Raw genomic sequence first — 20,747 nt, 5'->3', positions numbered from 1 at the left:
TCAAGAGGGTTTTAGAAGGCGTCGCGCTCTAAAGCCACATCGGAATGATCGAGGCGATCAGAAGCACGCCGAGCGTCACATTGACCGTGCGCCACTGCCAATCCGATGTCAGTAACAGTGACAGGCTCAAGCCCAATGCGCACCAAAGCGCCATCGACAAAAAGCCGGAAAAGGCAAAGGCACTGCCCAGAATAACTGCAAGTTCGGTCGGATCCTGTGCGATGGCAGAAAAGGACGCCGCCGCGCCGATGGTGACAGCCCAGCCTTTCGGGTTCAGCCACAGCAGGCCAAAGGCGCCCAGAAACGGGATGGGTTTGCTGTCTGTCGGGGTGTCCTGATCAAGGTTGCGCGCAATCGCAGAGGTGGGTGGTGGCGGAGCCATGGCGATCTTGACGGCCAGCCACACCAGATAGCTGGTGCCGATCAGTTTGGTGATGAGCTCAATCGCCGGAAAGGCGCGCACAAGATTTGCCAGCCCAAGCGCGCCGGCGGCTGCCAGTGTCAGCATGCCGATTGAAATACCCATGATGAACGGCACCGAACGGCGAAAGCCGAACTGCGCACCCGATGCGGTGGCAAGCGTCGTTGCCCCGCCGGGCGACAGAGCCGCGGCCAAGGTAAAGGATAAAACCGGCAGCAGTGTTTCGATCATTCTATCGTCCTGTGGTGGCGCGTTGCCCGGGCGGCAGGGGACATCAGAAAACAATTCTTTGCATCAGAAAAGCGAATGTTCATTATAGATGGCATTACGTTTGTTAATGCAATTGGTGTTGATCATATTGTGGCCGGATCGGTGGGGATATCATGCGAAACCTTGATGTGGCGGTGTTGCGCGCCTTTGTGACGGTCGCCGAAACCGGCAGCATGACCGGTGCGGCAGAGGTGCTTAACCTGACGCAAGGGGCGGTAAGCCAGCAGATCAAGCGGCTTGAAACCGCATTCGGCTGCGGGTTAATTGAGCGCGCACGCAAGGGATTGCGCCTGACCCAGAATGGGGAGCAATTGCTGCGCAAGGCGCAAAGGATGCTTTTGCTCAATGACGAGATTTGGCAGGACATGACCGGGGCGGGTCATGTCGGCAAGCTTACCGTCGGCATTCCTTATGATCTTGTCGGCACGTTTATGCGCACACCACTTCGCAAATTTTGCGATCACTATCCGGGGATCGAGCTTTCACTGCGGTGTCATAGCTCCCAGGAGCTGCGGAGCATGGTCAATAGTGGCGAGATTGATATTGCCCTGGTTGAGGAGCCGGTCGGGGAGATGACGGGTGATTTCCTTAAAATTGCACCGCTGGTGTGGGTCGGGGCAAAATCGGGCAAGGCCCAGACAAAACGCCCGCTGCCGGTGTCGCTGGTTAGTCGTGAATGTGCGTTTCGACCAGCGGTGATTGATGCGCTTGATCAGGCGGGGATTGCCTGGCGCAGCGTATTTGAAAGCGGCAATATCGAAGCAACGGCGGCAACGGTGCGATCAGATTTGTCGATCACGGCGTTTCTGGTCGGCACGATCCCCGATGATCTTGAAGCACTGGGCCGTGATGATGCATTGCCGGAATTACCAAAGTTCGCGATCAGCCTGATGGAAAAGACCGGCGCGCATAACGAAGTGCGCGATGTGTTTGCCGAGATGGTGCGAACCCATTTTCACCAGTTGTAACGGCCAAAAGAAAACACCGACCAGCGATGCTGATCGGTGTTGCATTGAGGCGGCTGATTGAAAGATCAGGCGACTTCGAAAATGCCATCAATTTCAACCGCAACACCCAGCGGCAGGGCGGCGACGCCAACAGCGGAGCGCGCATGTTTGCCCGCATCGCCAAAGATTTCGACCATGGTGTCCGACGCGCCATTGACGACTTTTGGCTGATCGGTGAAGTCGGGGGCGGAATTGACAAACGCGTTCAGTTTGACAACGCGGGTGACCTTATCAAGATCGCCAATCGCGGCCTTGAGTTGCGCAACAAGGTTGAGCGCGCAGAGGCGGGCGGCCTTCTGACCGGTTTCGACGTCATATTCGGCACCGAGTTTGCCGATAAATTTCAACTCGCCATTTTCCATGGTGATCTGACCGGAAATATGAACCAGCTTGCCCGAGATGACATAGGGCACATAGTTCGCAACCGGTGCGGTCGCAGTCGGCAGGGTGATGCCGAGATCGGCAAGATGAGCGTCGATTTTACCAGCCATGATGATCCATCCTTTTGCTTGGCAGATGTTCAAATTTGCCCCCAATTTATCGGGGTTGCGGGGCAAACAAAACAGTTTCTTTGTATCGATGCAATCGGGCGCAGGGGCGTTGCGGCAAGTGTTTGCGCGATCCTTTCAAACAGTTGAATAAAATCGAATTGCCATAAGGGGAAAGGCCCGTAACAATGGGCTATTGGCAGCACGGCGAAAACCTGCTGCCTTGTTTTTGGGATTTTGATGCGGTGCAAACCGCGTAGGGGTTGGGTGAGATGACGTTGCGGGATCGGTTCGGGAGTGTTCATGGTGGCTGGATTGCCCTTTTGGGGGTTGTGATCCTGTCGCCCGATGCGCTTTTGCTGCGTCTGATTGCGGCCGATGATTTCACAACCGCGTTCTGGCGGCTGGGCTTTTTGACCGTGGCGCTTTTGCTGGTGGCCCTTTGGAACGGGGCCAAGCGGGGCGAAGGCATCGTGCAATCGATCCGGCCCAACGGGTTTGAAATGCTGACCGGTCTGTTTTACGGCGGGACCTGTACGCTTTTCATGTTTTCGGTGCGCAATACCGATGCCGCCAATACCCTGATCATTATTGCCGCGACGCCGCTTCTGGCCGGGTTGATTGGCGTGTTTATCTTTAAACGTTCCCAGCCGATCCGGACATGGGTGGCCTCGGTCGTGGTGTTTGTGGCCTTGCTTGGCATGTTCAGTGCCGGGTTTGGCGGGAAAAACGCGCTGGGTGATATGTTGGCCCTTGGGGCTGCGATCTGTATGGCGGGTTATTTCAATGTGCTGGGGGCGAAGCCCGAAGTTGATGCGCTGAAGGGCATGTTGTTTGGTGCGTTTCTCGTCACCCTGATCCTTCTGCCCGGTGCCGAACCGTTATCACCAATTGGTCTGGACTGGGTGTGGCTTTTGATGCTGGGCTTTTGGGTGTTGCCGGTGTCCTTCCTGTTGATTGCCTATGCATCGCGCAAAATTCCGGCCGCCGAGGTCAGCCTGATCATGCTTAATGAAGCGATCCTTGGGTCGTTTCTGGTCTGGGTGTTTGTCAATGAAGTGCCCGACGAAATGACACTGATCAGCGGGACGGTGGTGATCACCACCCTTGTCATTCACAGCCTTTTGGGGCTGCGCGCCAGCAAGCGGGCGCGGGCGGCGGCCTGACGGATCCGCAAGCAATCCGGGTGACTTCAGCTTGTTGTCAGCTTCGCACGGTATGCGAGGGGCATGGTTCATTGCCCCAAGGATGCCCGGATGCGTCGAATTCGTTCCCTTTTGCACCTTTCACCGATTGATTATCGATTTGGCCTTTTAACACTCGCGGTCTATTTCACGCTGGTTCTGAACTGGAAGGTCCTTAGCCACTTTTACGGTATTCTGGCGGGCCTTGGCGATTATGACATGGGCTTTGCGATCAGTGCGCCGTTTGTTCTGATCTGTGCATCACTCGTGGTTTTTACGCCGTTTTCCTGGCGCTATCTGTTCAAGCCGTTCTTTGTTTTTCTGATTATCACGGGTGCGCTGGCGCATTATGCGATGTTGAAATACGGCATCGTGTTTGATCGCGGCATGATCGAAAACGTGGTCGAGACCAATCAGGGCGAGGCGCTTTCATATTTCAATTTGCAGGCTGGATTGTGGTTTACCGTGACCGGACTTCTGCCGGCCGCGATGCTGATCCTTGTGCCGCTTAAATTCCCGAAAACGGTTTTGCGCGGGATCGGGCAGCGGGTGGTTTTGATGATCTTGCCGCTTTTGGTGTTGGGCGGGATCGGATCGCTTTATTTCAAGGATTACGCATCGGTCGGGCGCAATCACAAGGTGCTGGGTAAGGAGATCGTGCCGTCGAACTACATTGCCGGCACGATCCAATTGGTAAAGCGGCGCTATCTTTATGCCGACATGCCGTTTCAAACCATCGGGCAGGATGCCCGCAAGGTCGCGCCAGACGGCGATAACAAGCCGACTTTGATGTTTCTGGTGATCGGTGAAACCGCACGCGCCCAAAGTGTTGCGGCTAATGGGTACACGCGCCCGACATCGCCCTTTACCAGCCAGATTGACGGCATGCTGGCGTTTCAGGATGTCTCATCGTGCGGCACGGCAACCGCAGTTTCGGTGCCGTGCATGTTTTCGCCGATGGATCATGCCGGTTATGACGGCGACGTTGCACGCCATAGTGAAAGCCTGATGGATGTGCTGGCACATGCCGGTGTTGACGTTCTGTGGAAGGAAAATGACGAGGGCTGCAAAGGGGTGTGTGACCGGGTGCGCCATATCGACATATCACCCGATGATTTCCCCGAAGATTGTGCATTGGGGACGTGCTTTGATGCGGTGATGCTGCGCGGCCTTGAGGGGGAAGTCGCATCCGGTGAACCGCATGATCAACTGATTGCCTTTCACCTGATGGGCAGCCACGGGCCGACCTATTACAAGCGTTATCCTGACGAGCATCGGGCCTTTGTCCCCGATTGCCCGCGCAGTGACATTGAAAATTGCAGCGCCGAAGAGCTGATCAATACCTATGACAATACGATCCGTTATACCGACTATGTTGTCGCCGAGCTGACCGAACACCTGAAAGCCTATCAGGATGATTACAACGTGGTGTTGCTTTATGTTTCGGACCACGGAGAGTCCCTGGGCGAGGGCGGGTTGTATCTGCATGGCGCGCCCTACATGCTCGCCCCCTCGGAGCAAACCAAGGTGCCGATGATGATCTGGATGTCGGATGGCTATGCCGATGCCAACCGGATCGAGCGGGATTGCTTGGCAGCGCAGGCGCAAACGGGCCGCTTTTCGCATGACAATCTGTTTTCGACCGTGCTGGGCGCGATGCATGTTGCAACCGGACTTTATCGCCCGGAAACAGACATCTTTGCCGCCTGTCGGGCGCCGGTAATACACGCCGCACGCCGGTAAGGGCGTTTAGCCGGAATTGACATGCCTGATCCGGTAATTTAAATGAGTGTACTCAGTGAGTGTGCTCATTTAAATCGGAGGCGTTGATGAATATTCGAGCTGCGCGACGTGAAGAAACGCGCCAGAAGATCCTTGATGCCGCGCGTGACTGTTTCTGTGCCGGGGAATTTGACACTGTCAGCACGCGAGAGATTGCAAAACGTGCCGGCGTTGCCGAAGGGACGATATTCAATCACTTCCCGACCAAGGAAGATCTTCTGATCTGCTGCGTTGGGCAACAGATGGCAGAGGCGATTGAAAAGGGTCTTTATACGATGGACCCGGAATGGTGCTTTGTGGACAAGATGATGCATGTTGCGTCCTATCGCTTCACGCAGGTGGGGCTTAATCCCGGCTTGTGGCAGGTGATCATGCAGCAGATTGTCTTTTCACCAAGAAAAGGGGCGGTGCATGCCGTTATGGAAAGCAGCGGATTGATTGCAGCCATTCAGGCCCTGATCGAGGAAGCGCAGCTTTCAGGCGAGCTCAACCGTGACTTGCCACCGGTTTTGATCCAGAAAACCCTGATGTCGCTGTTTTTATTCACCATCCACGAACATTTCAGTACGCAGAACTTTGACTGCGAGGATATGTGCGGAACCTTGCGTGAATTGCTTGAAGTGCAGGTCAGAGGGCTTTGGGCGTCCGAGCCGCACTTGGCGGCATAACGACATAAGCGCGTAAGCCTATTCGCCGATCAGATGCAGGGTGACCTTGCGATGATGGGGCGCACGGCGATGTTCGAACAGATAGATCCCCTGCCACGTTCCAAGCACGGCCCGGCCATTGGATACCGGGATGGTCAGCGACACATCGGTCAGGGACGACTTGATGTGGGCGGGCATGTCATCGGGACCCTCGCAGGTATGGCGATAAAGGCTGGGATTTTCCTGCACCAACTGGCCAAAGAAGGTTTCAAGATCAAAGCGCACATCCGGATCGGCATTTTCCTGAATGGTCAGGCTGGCCGAGGTGTGGCGCACAAAGATGGTCAGCTGCCCGCGCGCCAGACCGGTCCCGGCCACCCATGACTGGATCGGTTCGGTGACTTCGTACAATCCCTGACCGCTGGTGGTGATTTCAAGAGTGATCTGATCTTGAGAAAGCATGACATCCGTCCGGCTTGGCAGCCGGACGGGAGCAATATCGAATTCCGTCAGGCCGCAGTTTTGAGCTCACCCGGATCGTAGAAGCGAAGGGCGGTCATGGCAAGGTTGCCGAACTCGTAACTGTCATGAAGCAGATCGGGTTCGAAATCATCCGATGCAGCACCCAGCGCAACATAGAAGGGCATCAGGTGATCGTCGTCCGGATGGGCCATGGCGGCGTGGGGGGCGAGGCTTCTGTAATCAAGCAGGGCGTTGATATCGCGTGCCTTGATCTTTTCCACCATCCAGTTGGTGAATTCCTTTGCCCACGGGTCAATCGCGCCTTCGTTGCGATCAAGCGCGCGCAGATTATGCGTCATCGCACCGCTTGCGACCACCAGAACACCCAGATCGCGCAAACCGCGCAGCTTTTTACCAAGCTCGAAATGTTCGCGCGGGCCACCGTGACCCAGCATGGAAAGCTGAAAGACCGGAATGTCTGCATTCGGGCGGGCAAGGATCATTGGCATCCAGGCCCCGTGATCAAGCCCGCGTTTTGCATCGGTCTCACTGCCGATTTGCGCGGCGATTTGTTCTGCCAGTTCCGGGTCACCCGCCACATCATAGTGCAACTGATAAAGCGGCTGCGGGAAACCATAGAAGTCATGAATGGTTTCCTGGCGTTGCGCGGTCGAGATCGTCGGGCGTTCGGTCTGCCAGTGGGCCGAGATCATGACAATGGCACGCACGCCATCGGTCAGTTTCGACAGCTCATCGACAAAGAAATGGAAAGCCGGGGTGCTTTGACGCGCCACCAGCATTGGCGAGCCATGGGAAATAAACATTGGCGCCAGGCTTTGTGCCGTGCTGTCGGTGTTTGCTGATGGATCAGTCATTGGAATACCTCATCGGGCTATTCAACCATTTGAATTGAATATGCGTGTCGCATCTGGCCTTGACCAGTCACCGTTCGTCAACAGTCTGTTGCCATTTTCCGGTTTTGTTTGTTTCAGGGAAACACTGAAAGGGGCCTTTAAGCCATATTTTCTGCGGTCTTGCGTTGGAAAACAGGGATATTTGGGAAGGGGTGCAAAGTAGGGTGACCCTATGCGTTGGCATAAGAAGCCCATTGAAAAGCGAAAGAAATAGGCGCAGGGTAAAAACAGGAAGAGTTTTCCACATATGGCTGTCAAGGTATGACGCATCAAACAAACCCCAAGTCTGCGCTGCTTGAAAGGTCGCGTTTTTCGCTTGGCGAGCTGCCAAGAGCAAAACAGTTCGAGATCTGGAAAGAAAGCATCAACTGTATTTACAGTGTCGAAATGGATCGCAAAACCCGCGAGGCAGGTTTTGTGGCCAACCTTAATTCATGGCGGCATCGCGACCTTCTGATGATCGAGGCGCAAAGCTGTTCACAAAGTTTTTCGCGCACATCGCAAATGATCGCGGCCGACGGGATGGATCATTACAACATCCAGCTTTACACCGATGGCGGGGTAAAATCCGAGATCGGCATTGGCGGGGATGTTCTTCAACCCGGTGGGTTGCTGCTGCTTGATCTTTCGCAGCGGACCGAGGCACAGACCAGCGATGGCTTTAAATCGATGCATCTGTTTTTGCCACGGCATCTGGTCGAGGATCATCTGACCCATCCTGATGATCACAATCTGCGTTTTCTGTCAGAGCGTGACCCGCTGGTCAGCATCCTGTTTCAGCAAATTCTGGCGCTTAATCGCTATATCAACGAGCTTGCCGATCATGAAATATCTGTGTTGCAGAAAACGATCGTCATGATGCTGTCGGCCTGCCTGAATGCCGCAGACGGAGGGACCCGTTCCACCGATGCAATGCGCCGTGATATCGAAAAAGGTGTGATGATCCGGCGATATTTTCGGCAAAATCTGTTTGCTGCGGAATTGACCGCGGACAAGGCCGCCAATGACCTTGGCCTGTCACGATCAAGCCTTTATCAGCTGTTTGAAAAACATGGCGGGGTTAAAAACTATCTGCGTGAAATGCGGTTGCGCCATGCCCTGAAACTGCTGGGCGACCCCAAAGAACGGCGGCGGTCAATGTATGACATTGCGCTGGAATGTGGCTATGAAACCGATGCCGGGTTTATCCGGGCGTTTCGCGCGAAATATGGTGTCACGCCAGGTGATGTCAGGGCCGGACATCGACCGCATGCGTACCATGCTGGTGATGGTGTTGATAAGCGCTATGAGCACTGGCTGCATACGCTGGCGTAATGCGGCGGTCTGAGGAAGATAGAGAGGGATAGGCTGGGAATTGTTGCCACTGCCCACGGGCCTGTGCCGTGGACAGTGGCGGAAATCTTATCGTTTGCCACCCATGATGAGCAACAGCAAGCCACCGATCGCGCTGGCAATACCGCCAATCAGATACCAGACCGTTTCGTCGGTATAGCGGCCAAGGAAAGTTTCCGAAAGCTGATCCACAGCACTTTCGGATGCGTTATAGCCCGTCACCAAAAGGGCAATACCGACTACAAGGGCGACAACGCCCAGAATACGGCCAAGGGACATGATGTTTGCTCCTGTCTTTATCTGTTTTGGTTGGCACCGCCCTGTGCAAGGGGGCATGGCAGGCGCCAACATATTGAACAGAAAAGATAACGCACGATCCCGATGCTTGTTCCCGACGGAGCACGTTCAATCAGGACAATGCGGAAATCACATCAGAACTCTGGGTCAGCGAACAATATTCCGAGGCCAGTACAGCGGCATAAAGATCAAACACGTCCTGTGCCGCGAAGGTCTTGCCGTTGGCGTCCGTCACATCGATCGCGGTGGTGGCATCTAGCACAAGCCAGTTTTCAAAACCAAGGCAATGGGCCATGCGGATGGTGACATCCATGGAATTATGGATAACCACACCGGTAAAGATCAGGCGTTTGATGCCGCGGTCATGCAGATGTTTTTCAAGTGATGTGCCGACAAAAGCGCAGTTTTGCTGTTTGGCAATGACGGTTTCGCCGTCGATGGGTAATGCTTCGTCCTTGAACGGTTGGCCGGGGCCATCGACATAGAAGCTTGAGGCCGGGTTGGCTTCTTCGTGGCGCACGTGAATGACGGGCAGGTTTCTTGCGCGAAATTCCGACAACAGTTTTGCAATCACATCGGCATAGCCGGGATTGTTTTTGGAATTCCAACGCGGATCATCAATGGCCTTTTGCACATCAAGGACGATTAGGGCGGTGTCGTTGTCGAGGATGGGCAGGGACATGGGGACACTCCGTCAATAAATGGGCCAAAACAAAACCGGCCGGGAAAATCCCCGGCCGGTCTGCTGATCACATCAGATGTTCGGAAGGGACAGACCCCTTAGGAGCAACCGGTGGTCGCGCCACAAGAGTCACATTTCAGGCAGGTGCCGTTGCGCACCAGGGTGAAGTTACCGCAATCCGGGCAACCATCCCCTTCGTAGCCTTTCATGCGGGCTTCGCGGATCTGTTCCATCTTGGCATCGGTTTTGGCGATGACTTCTTCGCTGGTGGTCAGGATCGCATTGTTCTGCGGTGCCGACGGTGCAGCGGTGGTCGCACTTGCAGTGGTTTCGTGGCTGTGGCCATGACCGTCGGTGCCGGTGGATTTGACTTCCACGACGCGTTCTTCGGTTTGTACACCGCCATCAACCACATAGAGGTTGCGACGCACGAAGCCACTTGATGCCACCTTGCGGATGGTTTCAATCGCCTGATCGCCGGTTTTCTTGGCTTCTTCACCAAGGTCGCCTTCGCTGACACCTTCGCCAACGGCATCCGGAAGGATGTCGGACGGCTGAACGTGGGCGAGGTCGTTACGACCAAGATAGGAGATCGCAAGTTCGCGGAACATGTAATCAAGGATGGAGGTTGCCATCTTGATCGCATCGTTGCCGGAAACCATGCCGGACGGCTCGAAACGGGTGAAGGTGAAGGCTTCGACATACTCTTCGAGCGGCACGCCATACTGCAGGCCGATGGACACCGCGATTGCGAAGTTGTTCATCAACGAGCGGAAAGCAGCGCCTTCCTTGTGCATGTCGATGAAGATTTCACCAAGCTTGCCGTCTTCGTATTCACCGGTGCGCAGGTAAACCTTGTGTCCACCAACGGTCGCCTTCTGGGTGTAGCCTTTGCGGCGGCCCGGAAGGGAACGACGGTCGCCACGAATGACGCGTTCGATGATTTTTTCAACGATCTGCTCGGACGCCTGGGCTGCCTTGGCAGCGGTCGGCTGATCAGCGTAATCGTCTTCTTCGACCAGGGCAGAGTTCAGCGGCTGGCTGAGTTTCGAACCATCACGGTACAGCGCGTTGGCTTTGAGGCCGAGACGCCAGGACAGCATGTAAGCGTCTTTGCAATCCTGGATGTTTGCGCTGCTCGGCATGTTGATGGTTTTGGAAATCGCACCCGAGATGAACGGCTGTGCCGCGGCCATCATGCGGATGTGGCTTTCAGCCGAGAGGTAACGCTTGCCGATACGGCCGCACGGGTTTGCACAATCAAAGACAGCAAGGTCTTCGTCGCGCAGATGCGGGGCACCTTCAAGGGTCATCGCACCGCAAACATAGGTGTTTGCCTGTTCGATCTGTTTTTTATCGAACCCGAGGGCGGCCAGCATGTCAAAGTCCATGCTGTTGATTGCCTTGGCATCCAGACCAAGCTGGTTGACGCAGAAATCATCGCCGAAGGTGTATTTGTTGAAGACGAATTTGACATCAAATGCGTTCTTCAGAGCACCTTCAACCTTGGCAATGGCGTCGTCGTCAAAGCCCTTGGCTTTCAGGTCATCATGGGTGATGGACGGCGAGCCAACCAGGGTACCATGACCAACCGCGTATTTTTCAATGTCGCGGATCTGGTTTTCGGTATAGCCGAGCGTTGCAAGCGCAACCGGAACGGTGCGGTTGATGATTTTGAAGTAACCGCCACCAGCAAGCTTTTTGAACTTCACGAGTGCGAAGTCAGGCTCGATACCGGTGGTGTCGCAATCCATGACCAGACCAATGGTGCCGGTCGGCGCGATAACGGTGGTCTGGGCGTTACGATACCCATGCTTTTCGCCAAGCTCGACCGCCTTGTCCCAGGCTGCACGGGCGGCAACCGGAAGGTCGGCATAGGGGCTGTCAGCCGCAACCAGCGGAACCGGATTGATCGACAGGCCTTCGTAGCCTTCCTGTTCGCCGTAAGCGGCACGGCGATGGTTGCGCATGACACGCAGCATTTCAGCCGCGTTGTCGGCATAACCCGGGAACGCACCCTGTTCGCTGGCCATTTCAGCCGAGGTTGCATAGGAAACACCACACATGATCGCGGTCAGGGACGCGCCAATCGCACGGCCTTCGTCACTGTCATACGGGATGCCCATGCTCATCAAAAGGCCGCCAATGTTGGCATAGCCAAGACCAAGGGTACGGTAACGATAGGAGAGTTCTGCGATACGGTCAGACGGGAACTGCGCCATCAGAACCGAGATTTCGAGAACAACCGTCCACAGACGGACAGCATGTTCATAGGCCTCGATATCCACGCCGCCGTCATCAGAACGGAAGTTCATCAGGTTCAGCGATGCGAGGTTACATGCGGTATCGTCAAGGAACATGTATTCCGAGCACGGGTTGGACGCATTGATGCGACCCGAGTTCGGGCAGGTGTGCCATTCGTTGATCGTGGTGTCGTACTGGATGCCCGGATCAGCGCACGCCCAGGCAGCTTCACCGACCTTGTCCCACAAATCGCGGGCAGAGATGGTTTTGGCAACTTTGCCATCGGTACGGCGGATCAGTTCCCAGTCACCGTTATCAAGAACAGCCTGAAGGAAATCGTTCGACACACGAACAGAGTTGTTCGAGTTCTGACCCGAAACGGTCAGGTATGCCTCGGAGTCCCAATCGGTGTCATAGGTCTTGAAGCTGATTTCGGTGAAGCCCTGACGGGCGAATTCGATGATCTTGTTGATATAGGAATCCGGGATCATCACAGCGCGGGCAGCCAAGACAGCTTCTTTGAGCTGCGGGTTGGCGCGCGGTACAAAGCGATCCTCGGAGTCAGCGGCACCGTCCCAGTTGGTGCAAGCAGCAAGAACAGCTGTCAGGTGCTTTTCAGCCAGTTTGGAACCGGCGACGAGGGCAGCAACTTTCTGCTCTTCGACGACTTTCCAATCAATATATTCTTCGATGTCCGGGTGGTCGATATCAACGACAACCATTTTGGCAGCACGACGGGTGGTGCCACCCGATTTGATGGCGCCAGCAGCACGGTCACCGATTTTCAGGAAGCTCATCAGGCCGGAAGAACGACCGCCGCCAGACAAGCTTTCACCGCCACCACGTACGTTGGAGAAGTTAGAACCGGTACCGGAGCCGAATTTGAACAGACGGGCTTCACGTGACCACAGGTCCATGATGCCGCCTTCGTTGACGAGATCATCGGCAACAGACTGGATGAAGCAGGCATGCGGCTGCGGATGCTCATACGAGCTTGCCGATTTGGTCAGTTCGCCGGTTTTGAAATCAACATAGGAGTGACCCTGTGCCGGGCCATCAATGCCGTACGCCCAGTGCAGACCAGTGTTGAACCACTGCGGCGAGTTCGGCGCACCCATCTGGTGGGAGAGCTGATAGCGCATTTCATCAAAGAAAGCCTGCGCATCGGATTCGGCGTCAAAATAGCCGCCTTTCCAGCCCCAATAGGTCCAGGTGCCTGCCAGACGGTCAAAGACCTGGGTCGAGCTGGTTTCGCTGATGTAGCGTTTTTCAGCCGGCATTTTGTCAAGCTTGGCAGTGTCAGCGGTCTTACGCCAGAGCCAGGACGGGACGTCCTTTTCCTTGACCGGTTTAAGGGCAACCGGAACACCGGCCTTGCGGAAATATTTCTGTGCCAGAACGTCACTCGCGACCTGTGACCAGGAGGCGGGCATGTCGATGTCATTCATCTCAAAAACAACGGAACCATCCGGGTTTTTGATGACAGATGATAACTTACGAAATTCGATGTCGGCGTAAGGGCTGACACCTTCCTGAGTGAATTTTCTGGTAATCCGCATGGTCTGCTCCGGTTCTGATCAGACGTAACAGGGCGCTATCTGGTGATGCGCCAACATCGCCTGACTTTATATAGTTTGCTCAATGCTCTTGCGCTGCCCCTGATGCCGATATTTTCCAGCATTTCCAGAGCCCGCAGGTATGGGTATTCGGTGGTTTGGTCCCCCCTTGGAACCATCCGGTCCGTGGGAAAGACTATAATGGCAAAATTTCGCCACAGTCCACTAATCTTTGTGGTTGACAGTAATTTTTACCACAACATGTAGTGGGTTGATTGCTGTCTTGTTGATTCGATGCTGGTGGGATTCTCGTTAACAATCTCTGAATCGGTCCGGGAGGCCCGGAAAACTGCGATTTGTTTCGCAGCGCGATTGTGTGTCGGTCCTAAGACTCGGACTACATATTGTGTGGGAACGCATTAAACCCACCCAACGTTTGATCAAGCTAACGCCGTTTTCATTCCATTTCCAGTGCCAAGCTGAAAATTAGGCACCACATGGTTTTTCGTAGCATGGAAACCAATGATAACAGTTTGATATTTATATGAAAGTCTTGTTTCGGATCTGTGTGAAAAGGCAAGGGGAGCAAGCCATGCGGCCTACTACATATATGGGGCGCATTGTGGATAAGGAGGTGGACAAAGCCCCCAGATGTAGATGGATCAAAGAGTCGTCGCCCCACAAGCAGTTGTGGGTTGTTTTTAGACGGAAATTTCCATGAAAGGCCGGCGCTGATTTATTCGTGCGCGGGGCAGGGCGAGGAGCCGGTTTGCCAACAGATATAAATTGTCTTGGGATTGTTGATTGCGGGGCCCTGAAACATTGACTTTCCACGAACATCACGACATATAAGTCACTTGATTGACAGGGTGTATCACCAAACACGCTGTACTGCCTTTTGCCGCCATCGCGTAAAGCAGGCGGACAAACCAGATCTGGAGAGAGACCCAACATGGCCACCGTCGGCACCCGTATTTATACTGCGCTGTTTGGCAAGCGCGTTGGCGAAGACCGTTTCGGCAATACCTATTACACCGAAAAGACTCCGGCAAAGGGTCGTCGCACCAAGCGTTGGGTTGTTTACAAAGGTGTCGTCGAAGGATCCAAGGTCCCGGCTGAATGGCATGCCTGGCTGCATTACACCCTTGATGCGCCGCTGTCTGAAAAGGCCGAAGACCGTTATGACTGGCAGAAAGAACACCAGCCGAACCTGACGGGCACCAAGCATGCCTATCGTCCGAAGGGCCACGAATATAGTGGTGGCAAGCGTGCACCGGCGACCGGTGACTATCAGGCTTGGTCGCCGGAAGGCTGATTGATCCAAAAGAATACCGATTAACAGGCGGGCGCGGGGCAACTCGCGCCCGTTTGTGTTTTCGATATGTTTTGCCTGAATTCTGTTTCCCGATGACCCGTTTTAGGCGGTTGTCTTTTGGGTGGTTGTTTTTCGGGGCGGGGCAATACAGTATAGGGTCCTGACCCTAAGTCTCAAAGAGATACAGAACGGATAAGGTCGATGAGCAACAGACTGATTGAAACCATTGCCGGTGCTGCCGTGATCGCTGTTGCGGTCGGATTTGCGGCCTATTCCTATTCACGCGCCGGGATCAGTACGGTGGAAGGCTATGAAATCATGGCCAGCTTCAATCGCATTGATGGTCTTGTTGTTGGCAATGACGTTCGTGTTTCGGGTGTTACCGTCGGAACGGTGACCGCCCAGGAACTTGATCCCGATACATATATGGCGGTCGTCAAGATGTCGGTGCGATCCGATCTGGCCTTGCCGATGGACAGTTCTGCCAAGATTGCGTCTGACGGATTGCTGGGTGGCAAATTTGTTTCGCTTGAGCCGGGCGGGGATATCGACATGATCGAGGCCGGTGGCGAAATTGAGTTCACCCAAGGGTCGGTAAACCTTGAAGATCTTATTGGTCAGGTTATCTATTCTTCGACCAACAGCGATAATTGATTGATCAGAGGCCGGCGATAAGCGGCCATGATTTTGCCGGGATTGCACAGCAAGGTGCGACGCAGAGAACGCAGCAAGGCGTCGGTCAAAGTCAAACAGAGACCTGCCTTGCCTCAAATGTCGGAGCGGTTGATGAAAAAGACCGGAAATGTTGATCACTTTCCCACCTGGCAGGCCAGCGATGGCTCGCCGCTTTCATGCGTGGAAAAGATCAAGGTTCTCAATGACAATTTCGGCGAACTGCGCGAGATCATGCAGGACGCGCTTGAAGATGCGCTTCTGATGGGCTGTGACGAAGAACAGTTCCGTAATGTGATGCGCGATCTGGTTGCCGAACTGCATAATCCCTATAACAAAAGCGACGAACAGGACTGAAGACCACAATGAAACGATCCTTTGCGATTGCCGCGATTTGTTCGACATGTGCAATGATCGGAACGGCGTCTTCGGCGCTTGATTATCGCCCGGCCCCGGTTGCCCAGTTGCAGGGCTTGGATAAAATTACTGCCCGCATTTCGACCTTTGAGGTGCCAGTCGGGCAGGTTGCGCGTTTCGGTACACTCGAAATCCGGGTGGATGCGTGTTATCGAACACCCCCGGAAGAACTGCCAGAAAGTGCGACGTTCCTTGATATTGCCGACATTCGCGAAGATGGCAATACACCCCGCAAAGATCTGTTTTCCGGTTGGATGTTCGCATCAAGTCCCGGTTTGTCGGCCCTTGAACATCCGGTCTATGATGTATGGCTGAAAGAATGTCTTGATCCGGCCGAGGGCGATGCCAACGGTGGCGAATCCGCCCCGCAAGGCCAGGCCGCCCCGGAGCAGCCATAAATCCGATCATATCCAGATTGGCAACAAGCTGACCGCAAATGTGGTCAGCTTTTTTTGTGGTGCGGCTGCATGATTTTGCAGGATTGGCGAAAAACCAACGGTATCGCGGCCAGCCGTTTCGGTGAGATTGGGACTATATTGTCAAGAATATGGCGAATGTTTTTGCCATTGTTTCCAAAACCGAAAATATGTGTTGCGGTTTCGTTGGCTTGAGAGCGCAGGGTAGGCCTGTCATCCTCACATCACGATTTATTGCGGTGCAATGAGCCTTTGCACCTTGTGAACATGAGGGAATTCAAAATGTTTAACTCGATTAAAAAAGCTGGCGCAACGCTGGCAGTCGTTGCCGGTCTTTCCGGTGCGGCTTTCTCGGCCCAGGCGGCCGACACCTATAAACTGGATCCGACCCACACCAGTGTTCTGTTCATCGTGAACCATCTTGGTTTCTCCGATTATCAGGGCCGTTTTAACGGTGTTACCGGCGAGCTGACCCTTGATCGCGAAAATCCGTCGGCATCATCTGCTACCATCACGATTGATCTCAACCAGATCGACAGCGGTGTCGAGGCGCTTGATAACCATATGAAAACTGCCGATTTCTTCAATGTTGAAGAGTTCCCGACCGCGACCTTTACCAGCACCTCGGTTGAGCTGGTTGGTGACAATGCGGCAACCGTCACGGGCGACCTGACCCTTCTTGGCGAAACCAAGCCGCTGGTTCTTGACGTTAGCCTTAGCGGTGAAGGCACCCATCCGATGACCGGTGATGAAGTTGTCGGTTTCTCGGCAGACGGTGTTGTGACCCGTACGGATTACGGCATGGACTTCCTCGTGCCGGGCGTTGGTGACGAAGTAACGCTTCAGATTTCTTCGGAATTCCTGAAGCAGAAGTAATCCGGCTTTATTGGATTTCGGGTGTGCGCTGTGGCAAATTTGCTGCGGCGCACATCACATTTCAGACCCGGGCAAGACATGGGCAGGCAGCAAGGAAAGCCGGTTATGACAATTCGCAGTACGAAGCAAGCCTTTGGCGCGGTGACCAAGACCTTTCACTGGGTGATGGCGCTTCTTGTCATCAGCGTTTTTTCGATTGGCTGGTACATGGATTTCCTGCCGCTGGGGATGGAAAAGCTGGAATGGATATCGCGCCACAAGTCACTTGGCATAACGGTTCTGGCGTTGGTGATCCTGCGCGTTATCTGGCGCGTAAGTGAACCAAGCCCGCATGAGCTTGGCAAACTTCAGATCGAACGTCTGGCGGCAAAGGCCGGACATCTGGGATTGTATTTGTTGATGTTTGCCATGCCGTTGACCGGCTGGACCATGTCGTCGGCCGCGAACTTCCCTGTCAGCGTCTTTGGCCTGTTTACCTTGCCCAATCTTGTGTCGCCCAATCAGGAACTGTTTGAAACCTTGCGCACAGTGCACTGGTTGTTGTCCTGGGCGGTTGCCGGACTGGTCGGTGTTCATTTTCTGGCGGCACTCAAACATCATTTTTGGGATCGCGACGCGACACTGCGGCGTATGTTGCCCGGCAAACTCGAGGAAAACTGACATGTTTCAGATGAAACGCAAAATGCTGCCTGCATTGGCACTTGCCACGACCATCGCCGGTTTTTCCGGGGCAGCACTGGCCGCCGACCAATGGGTGGTGAACGCCAACGAAAGCGAAATTGAATTTACCGGAACCCAGCTTGGTGCGGAGTTTGAAGGCAAGTTCGAATCCTTTGAAGCCGATATCGTTTTTTCAACCGATGACCTTGCCGGGTCCTCGGTCGAGGTTCTGATTGATATTGCATCGGTCAATACCAGCAATGGCGACCGTGACAGTCAAATCGTCTCGCCAGACTGGTTTGATGCGGCACAATGGCCGACTGCGAGGTTTGCCACCAAGTCCTTTAGCGAAATTGCGCCGGGCAAGTACGAAGCGGTTGCTGATTTGACGATCCGTGATGTCACCCGCGAAGTGACCTTGCCGTTTGATCTTGAGATCGAAGGCAACAAAGCCGAAGCCGAAGGGACAGTGACGATTAACCGCACGGACTTTGGTGTCGGGCAGGGCCAATGGCAGGACACGTCACAGGTTGGTGACGCTGTGACCATCAAAATCGAGATCGAGGCCACGCGTCCGTAACTGGGCACACGCTTGACCATCCGAAAAGAAATCCGCCCCGGAGATGCTCCGGGGCGGCTTTTTTGCACGTGTCCTGAATTACTTGGTGTGTGCGTTTATTTGGTTGCGCTTTTGCGCAAGTTATCAAGGAAGGCCTCAACAGCGTCATCAAGGGCGACTGCCTCGGAGACCAGTTTTTCGGCCGTACTGGCAAGCTGGTTGGTGCCCGAAGATACCTTGCCAGCGTTGCTGTTAACCGTCTCGATGCGTTCGGATACTTCGCGCGTGCCGTCAGCTGCCTGCTGAACGCTGCGTGAAATCTCGCCGATGGCGGCGTGCTGTTCTTCGACCGCAGCCGCAATCGCCGTTGAGCTGTCAGCGACCTGGGCGATGGTTTCAGAAATCAGACGGATGGCATCAACCGCCTCGGTGGTTTCGTTCTGAACAGCCAGGATCTGCTGGTTGATTTCCTCGGTCGCCTTGGCGGTCTGGTTGGCAAGGTTTTTGACTTCGCTTGCCACAACCGCAAAGCCCTTGCCTGCATCACCCGCACGGGCGGCCTCGATGGTAGCGTTCAGGGCCAGCAGGTTGGTTTGTTCGGCAATGTCACCAATCAGACTTGCGACGTCGCCGATCCGCTGGGCGGCCTCGGACAGGCCGGTGACGGTCTGGTTGGTGCGGGTCGCCTGTTCATTGGCCTGATTGGCGATATTTGCCGAGGTTGCAATCTGTTGGGCGATTTCATCGGAGGATGCGGACAGTTCCTCGGTCGCGGCGGAGACTGTTTGAACATTGCTTGATGTCTGGGTGGTTGCCGAGGCAACAGCAGCCGACAATTCGCTGTTCATGTTGGTTGCGCTGCGCATTTCATCGGTGGCCGATTGCATGTCCTTGATCGATCTGGAGATCGAACTGATCAGACCCTTGACCTTGACGTCAAGAGAATCGGCCATTTCCATCACGGCTTTACGCTGATTTTCTTCGGCTTGTTCTTCAAGCGCACGCTGATTTTCCTGAAGCTTGCGGTTTTCAAGCGCCTGCTCGCGGAAGGAGACCACGGTGCGTGCCATGTCGCCGACTTCGTCCTTGCGGCCCTGGCCTTCGATTTCGCCTTCGAGATCGCCTGACGAGATAATCCGCATCCGGGCGGAAAGGGTTTTAAGTCCGCCGGTGATATCGCGACCAATGGCCAGCCCGGCCAGGGTCAGGATCAACAGAATGCCACCGCCAATGATGACAACAAATGTTGCCTGTTCACGGAAAGCCGCATCGACGTCATCAATATAGATACCCGTACCGATGATTGAGCCCCATGGCAGGGGTTCGGCAAAGGACAGCTTTTCGAAGGTCAGTTTTTCATCTTCACCGGGTTTGGGCCAGTAGTAGGACGAGAAACCGCCGCCTGCCTTGTTACCGGACGCGATCAGATTGCGGATGAAATAATTGCCTTGGGAATCCTGTGCGTCGTTCAGGCTTTTGCCGACAAGTGCTGGATTGGCGCCGTGCATCTCGGTTATGCCGTTGGTCGCAAAGACAAAGAAATATCCGATCTTGCCGTCATATTTGCCAGCACCGGCCAACTCGTAGAATTGGCTGATCGCGTCTTCCTGATTAAGAAGACCAGCATCAACCTTGTCCTGATAGGACTGCGCGATTGAAGTGATGTAGTTGGTGGTGGACCGGATCTTGTCCTTGCGATCTTCAAGGAGTGCATCGCGCAGAGTGGAGAGCTGAAGCCCGCCAACGACGATGACGCCCACAAGCGCGATGACAGACAAGATGACGATTTTGTAACCAATCTTTAGATTGCCAAGCATGTGTTTCCTCCGCCAGACGCGGCTTGTTGATCAAAATATACGAATATATTGGTGTGCTTTTGATCTGCATGCAAGAGAGATTAGCCAAAAGTGTAGTTGTGCGGATAGTGAAACGTCGAAATGGCACTTACTGATGGGCGGGTAATATTGGTTTAAGTTTTTGACTGAATGTCCTTTATAAGTTTCGGAGCCATCAAAAAAGGCTAGGGCATTTCTGCCCTAGCCTTTCGGATGGTTTGCGTGTTGATGCGGATCAGTCGGTTGCGCGTTTGCGCAGATCGGCAAGGAAGTGTTCAACCGCCTCATCAAGCGACTTTGCTTCGTCGACCAGTTTTTCGGCCGACTGGGCCAACTGGCTGGTACCAGACGATACGCGACCGGCATTTTGGTTGACGGTCTCGATCCGCTGGGAGACTTCGCTGGTGCCATCAGCGGCTTGCTGAACGTTACGCGAAATCTCGCCAATCGCGGCGTGCTGTTCTTCGACAGCAGCCGCAATTGCGGTTGAGCTATCGGCGACCTGCGCGATGGTTTCTGAAATCAGGCGGATCGCCTCAACCGCTTCGCCGGTTTCATTCTGAACCGAGAGGATCTGCTGGTTGATTTCCTCGGTCGCCTTGGCGGTCTGGTTGGCAAGGTTTTTGACCTCGCTTGCGACCACGGCAAAGCCTTTGCCTGCATCACCGGCACGTGCCGCCTCGATGGTGGCGTTCAGGGCCAGCAGGTTGG

Annotated in this window: 21 protein-coding genes; 12 read left to right on the top strand and 9 right to left on the bottom strand. The window is 54.6% G+C overall.

Annotation, left to right across the window (positions count from 1 at the left end; all coding sequences use genetic code 11):
- Window positions 1–28 precede the first annotated feature (28 nt).
- Window positions 29–652, bottom strand: coding sequence for a LysE family translocator (locus B2T33_RS04480; RefSeq protein ID WP_286791253.1), 624 nt, complete (start codon window positions 650–652; stop codon window positions 29–31).
- Between the two features lie 152 nt (window positions 653–804).
- Between B2T33_RS04480 and B2T33_RS04475 the strand changes: the two genes are divergently transcribed.
- Window positions 805–1,659, top strand: a complete 855-nt coding sequence (locus B2T33_RS04475; RefSeq protein ID WP_286791252.1) for a LysR family transcriptional regulator — start codon at window positions 805–807, stop codon at window positions 1,657–1,659.
- Between the two features lie 65 nt (window positions 1,660–1,724).
- Here B2T33_RS04475 and B2T33_RS04470 read toward each other — a convergent pair whose 3' ends face one another.
- On the bottom strand, window positions 1,725–2,189 hold the full coding sequence (locus B2T33_RS04470; RefSeq protein WP_286791251.1) for a RidA family protein: 465 nt from the start codon (window positions 2,187–2,189) through the stop codon (window positions 1,725–1,727).
- A gap of 269 nt (window positions 2,190–2,458) precedes the next feature.
- Between B2T33_RS04470 and B2T33_RS04465 the strand changes: the two genes are divergently transcribed.
- The 3 genes from B2T33_RS04465 to B2T33_RS04455 all read left to right on the top strand — a co-directional run bounded on the left by B2T33_RS04465 (window position 2,459) and on the right by B2T33_RS04455 (window position 5,820).
- Window positions 2,459–3,352 (top strand): DMT family transporter, encoded by an 894-nt coding sequence (locus tag B2T33_RS04465; protein ID WP_286791250.1) that lies wholly within the window; start codon window positions 2,459–2,461, stop codon window positions 3,350–3,352.
- Between the two features lie 90 nt (window positions 3,353–3,442).
- Window positions 3,443–5,113, top strand: a complete 1,671-nt coding sequence (locus B2T33_RS04460) for a phosphoethanolamine transferase (RefSeq protein WP_286791249.1) — start codon at window positions 3,443–3,445, stop codon at window positions 5,111–5,113.
- An 86-nt stretch (window positions 5,114–5,199) separates the two neighbouring features.
- The gene (locus B2T33_RS04455) at window positions 5,200–5,820 is read left to right on the top strand and encodes a TetR/AcrR family transcriptional regulator (protein ID WP_286791248.1); all 621 of its coding nucleotides are present in this window, start codon (window positions 5,200–5,202) and stop codon (window positions 5,818–5,820) included.
- Between the two features lie 18 nt (window positions 5,821–5,838).
- On the opposite strand, the gene B2T33_RS04450 is transcribed toward B2T33_RS04455, so the two are convergent.
- The gene (locus B2T33_RS04450; RefSeq protein WP_197145156.1) at window positions 5,839–6,261 is read right to left on the bottom strand and encodes a secondary thiamine-phosphate synthase enzyme YjbQ; all 423 of its coding nucleotides are present in this window, start codon (window positions 6,259–6,261) and stop codon (window positions 5,839–5,841) included.
- 47 nt (window positions 6,262–6,308) lie between these two features.
- The gene (locus B2T33_RS04445; protein ID WP_286791247.1) at window positions 6,309–7,136 is read right to left on the bottom strand and encodes a DODA-type extradiol aromatic ring-opening family dioxygenase; all 828 of its coding nucleotides are present in this window, start codon (window positions 7,134–7,136) and stop codon (window positions 6,309–6,311) included.
- Between the two features lie 300 nt (window positions 7,137–7,436).
- Between B2T33_RS04445 and B2T33_RS04440 the strand changes: the two genes are divergently transcribed.
- A complete protein-coding gene (locus tag B2T33_RS04440; protein WP_286791246.1) occupies window positions 7,437–8,489 on the top strand; it encodes a helix-turn-helix domain-containing protein in 1,053 nt (350 codons plus the stop codon).
- Window positions 8,490–8,576: 87 nt separating this feature from the next.
- Here B2T33_RS04440 and B2T33_RS04435 read toward each other — a convergent pair whose 3' ends face one another.
- The 3 genes from B2T33_RS04435 to B2T33_RS04425 form a co-directional block, all read right to left on the bottom strand.
- Complete coding sequence (locus B2T33_RS04435; RefSeq protein WP_286791245.1) at window positions 8,577–8,786, bottom strand: DUF3185 family protein; 210 nt, start codon at window positions 8,784–8,786, stop codon at window positions 8,577–8,579.
- Between the two features lie 130 nt (window positions 8,787–8,916).
- Complete coding sequence (locus B2T33_RS04430) at window positions 8,917–9,486, bottom strand: isochorismatase family protein (protein WP_286791244.1); 570 nt, start codon at window positions 9,484–9,486, stop codon at window positions 8,917–8,919.
- A gap of 98 nt (window positions 9,487–9,584) precedes the next feature.
- Window positions 9,585–13,289 (bottom strand): vitamin B12-dependent ribonucleotide reductase, encoded by a 3,705-nt coding sequence (locus tag B2T33_RS04425; protein WP_008891457.1) that lies wholly within the window; start codon window positions 13,287–13,289, stop codon window positions 9,585–9,587.
- Window positions 13,290–14,238: 949 nt separating this feature from the next.
- Between B2T33_RS04425 and B2T33_RS04420 the strand changes: the two genes are divergently transcribed.
- From B2T33_RS04420 to B2T33_RS04390, 7 genes are all read left to right on the top strand, one after another.
- The gene (locus B2T33_RS04420) at window positions 14,239–14,601 is read left to right on the top strand and encodes an NADH:ubiquinone oxidoreductase subunit NDUFA12 (RefSeq protein WP_008891459.1); all 363 of its coding nucleotides are present in this window, start codon (window positions 14,239–14,241) and stop codon (window positions 14,599–14,601) included.
- A gap of 201 nt (window positions 14,602–14,802) precedes the next feature.
- Window positions 14,803–15,255: an outer membrane lipid asymmetry maintenance protein MlaD gene (gene mlaD / locus B2T33_RS04415; RefSeq protein WP_008891460.1), complete on the top strand. Its 453-nt coding sequence runs from the start codon at window positions 14,803–14,805 to the stop codon at window positions 15,253–15,255.
- Between the two features lie 132 nt (window positions 15,256–15,387).
- Window positions 15,388–15,630 (top strand): hypothetical protein, encoded by a 243-nt coding sequence (locus B2T33_RS04410; protein WP_008891461.1) that lies wholly within the window; start codon window positions 15,388–15,390, stop codon window positions 15,628–15,630.
- A gap of 8 nt (window positions 15,631–15,638) precedes the next feature.
- Window positions 15,639–16,088 (top strand): DUF2155 domain-containing protein, encoded by a 450-nt coding sequence (locus B2T33_RS04405; protein ID WP_120224964.1) that lies wholly within the window; start codon window positions 15,639–15,641, stop codon window positions 16,086–16,088.
- 300 nt (window positions 16,089–16,388) lie between these two features.
- Complete coding sequence (locus B2T33_RS04400; RefSeq protein ID WP_197145152.1) at window positions 16,389–16,982, top strand: YceI family protein; 594 nt, start codon at window positions 16,389–16,391, stop codon at window positions 16,980–16,982.
- Window positions 16,983–17,087: 105 nt separating this feature from the next.
- Entirely contained in the window at window positions 17,088–17,642 is a 555-nt protein-coding gene (locus B2T33_RS04395; RefSeq protein ID WP_197145151.1) for a cytochrome b, read from the top strand.
- Between the two features lies 1 nt (window position 17,643).
- A complete protein-coding gene (locus B2T33_RS04390; protein WP_197145150.1) occupies window positions 17,644–18,222 on the top strand; it encodes a YceI family protein in 579 nt (192 codons plus the stop codon).
- Window positions 18,223–18,317: 95 nt separating this feature from the next.
- On the opposite strand, the gene B2T33_RS04385 is transcribed toward B2T33_RS04390, so the two are convergent.
- Together B2T33_RS04385 and B2T33_RS04380 are read right to left on the bottom strand one after the other, a co-directional pair.
- Complete coding sequence (locus tag B2T33_RS04385; RefSeq protein ID WP_197145149.1) at window positions 18,318–20,018, bottom strand: methyl-accepting chemotaxis protein; 1,701 nt, start codon at window positions 20,016–20,018, stop codon at window positions 18,318–18,320.
- Between the two features lie 253 nt (window positions 20,019–20,271).
- The coding region (locus B2T33_RS04380) for a methyl-accepting chemotaxis protein (RefSeq protein WP_286791243.1) at window positions 20,272–20,747 on the bottom strand (476 nt) is incomplete at its 5' end.

This window comes from Thalassospira sp. UBA4513 (assembly GCF_002388495.1).
Lineage (GTDB): Bacteria > Pseudomonadota > Alphaproteobacteria > Rhodospirillales > Thalassospiraceae > Thalassospira > Thalassospira tepidiphila.
The sequence above is the reverse complement of the archived record's forward strand: the minus strand, read 5'-3'. Positions and strand labels throughout refer to the sequence as shown.

Bases quoted from the DNA above. Each gene is read 5' to 3' on its own strand.
- B2T33_RS04480 (WP_286791253.1), bottom strand. From the start codon at position 652: ATGATCGAAACACTGCTGCCGGTTTTATCCTTTACCTTGGCCGCGGCT.
- B2T33_RS04445 (WP_286791247.1), bottom strand. From the start codon at position 7,136: ATGACTGATCCATCAGCAAACACCGACAGCACGGCACAAAGCCTGGCG.
- B2T33_RS04440 (WP_286791246.1), top strand. From the start codon at position 7,437: ATGACGCATCAAACAAACCCCAAGTCTGCGCTGCTTGAAAGGTCGCGT.
- B2T33_RS04475 (WP_286791252.1), top strand. From the start codon at position 805: ATGCGAAACCTTGATGTGGCGGTGTTGCGCGCCTTTGTGACGGTCGCC.
- B2T33_RS04425 (WP_008891457.1), bottom strand. From the start codon at position 13,289: ATGCGGATTACCAGAAAATTCACTCAGGAAGGTGTCAGCCCTTACGCC.
- B2T33_RS04430 (WP_286791244.1), bottom strand. From the start codon at position 9,486: ATGTCCCTGCCCATCCTCGACAACGACACCGCCCTAATCGTCCTTGAT.
- B2T33_RS04420 (WP_008891459.1), top strand. From the start codon at position 14,239: ATGGCCACCGTCGGCACCCGTATTTATACTGCGCTGTTTGGCAAGCGC.
- B2T33_RS04400 (WP_197145152.1), top strand. From the start codon at position 16,389: ATGTTTAACTCGATTAAAAAAGCTGGCGCAACGCTGGCAGTCGTTGCC.
- B2T33_RS04405 (WP_120224964.1), top strand. From the start codon at position 15,639: ATGAAACGATCCTTTGCGATTGCCGCGATTTGTTCGACATGTGCAATG.
- B2T33_RS04390 (WP_197145150.1), top strand. From the start codon at position 17,644: ATGTTTCAGATGAAACGCAAAATGCTGCCTGCATTGGCACTTGCCACG.
- B2T33_RS04385 (WP_197145149.1), bottom strand. From the start codon at position 20,018: ATGCTTGGCAATCTAAAGATTGGTTACAAAATCGTCATCTTGTCTGTC.
- B2T33_RS04395 (WP_197145151.1), top strand. From the start codon at position 17,088: ATGACAATTCGCAGTACGAAGCAAGCCTTTGGCGCGGTGACCAAGACC.
- B2T33_RS04450 (WP_197145156.1), bottom strand. From the start codon at position 6,261: ATGCTTTCTCAAGATCAGATCACTCTTGAAATCACCACCAGCGGTCAG.
- B2T33_RS04435 (WP_286791245.1), bottom strand. From the start codon at position 8,786: ATGTCCCTTGGCCGTATTCTGGGCGTTGTCGCCCTTGTAGTCGGTATT.
- B2T33_RS04410 (WP_008891461.1), top strand. From the start codon at position 15,388: ATGAAAAAGACCGGAAATGTTGATCACTTTCCCACCTGGCAGGCCAGC.
- mlaD (WP_008891460.1), top strand. From the start codon at position 14,803: ATGAGCAACAGACTGATTGAAACCATTGCCGGTGCTGCCGTGATCGCT.
- B2T33_RS04470 (WP_286791251.1), bottom strand. From the start codon at position 2,189: ATGGCTGGTAAAATCGACGCTCATCTTGCCGATCTCGGCATCACCCTG.
- B2T33_RS04455 (WP_286791248.1), top strand. From the start codon at position 5,200: ATGAATATTCGAGCTGCGCGACGTGAAGAAACGCGCCAGAAGATCCTT.
- B2T33_RS04465 (WP_286791250.1), top strand. From the start codon at position 2,459: ATGACGTTGCGGGATCGGTTCGGGAGTGTTCATGGTGGCTGGATTGCC.
- B2T33_RS04460 (WP_286791249.1), top strand. From the start codon at position 3,443: ATGCGTCGAATTCGTTCCCTTTTGCACCTTTCACCGATTGATTATCGA.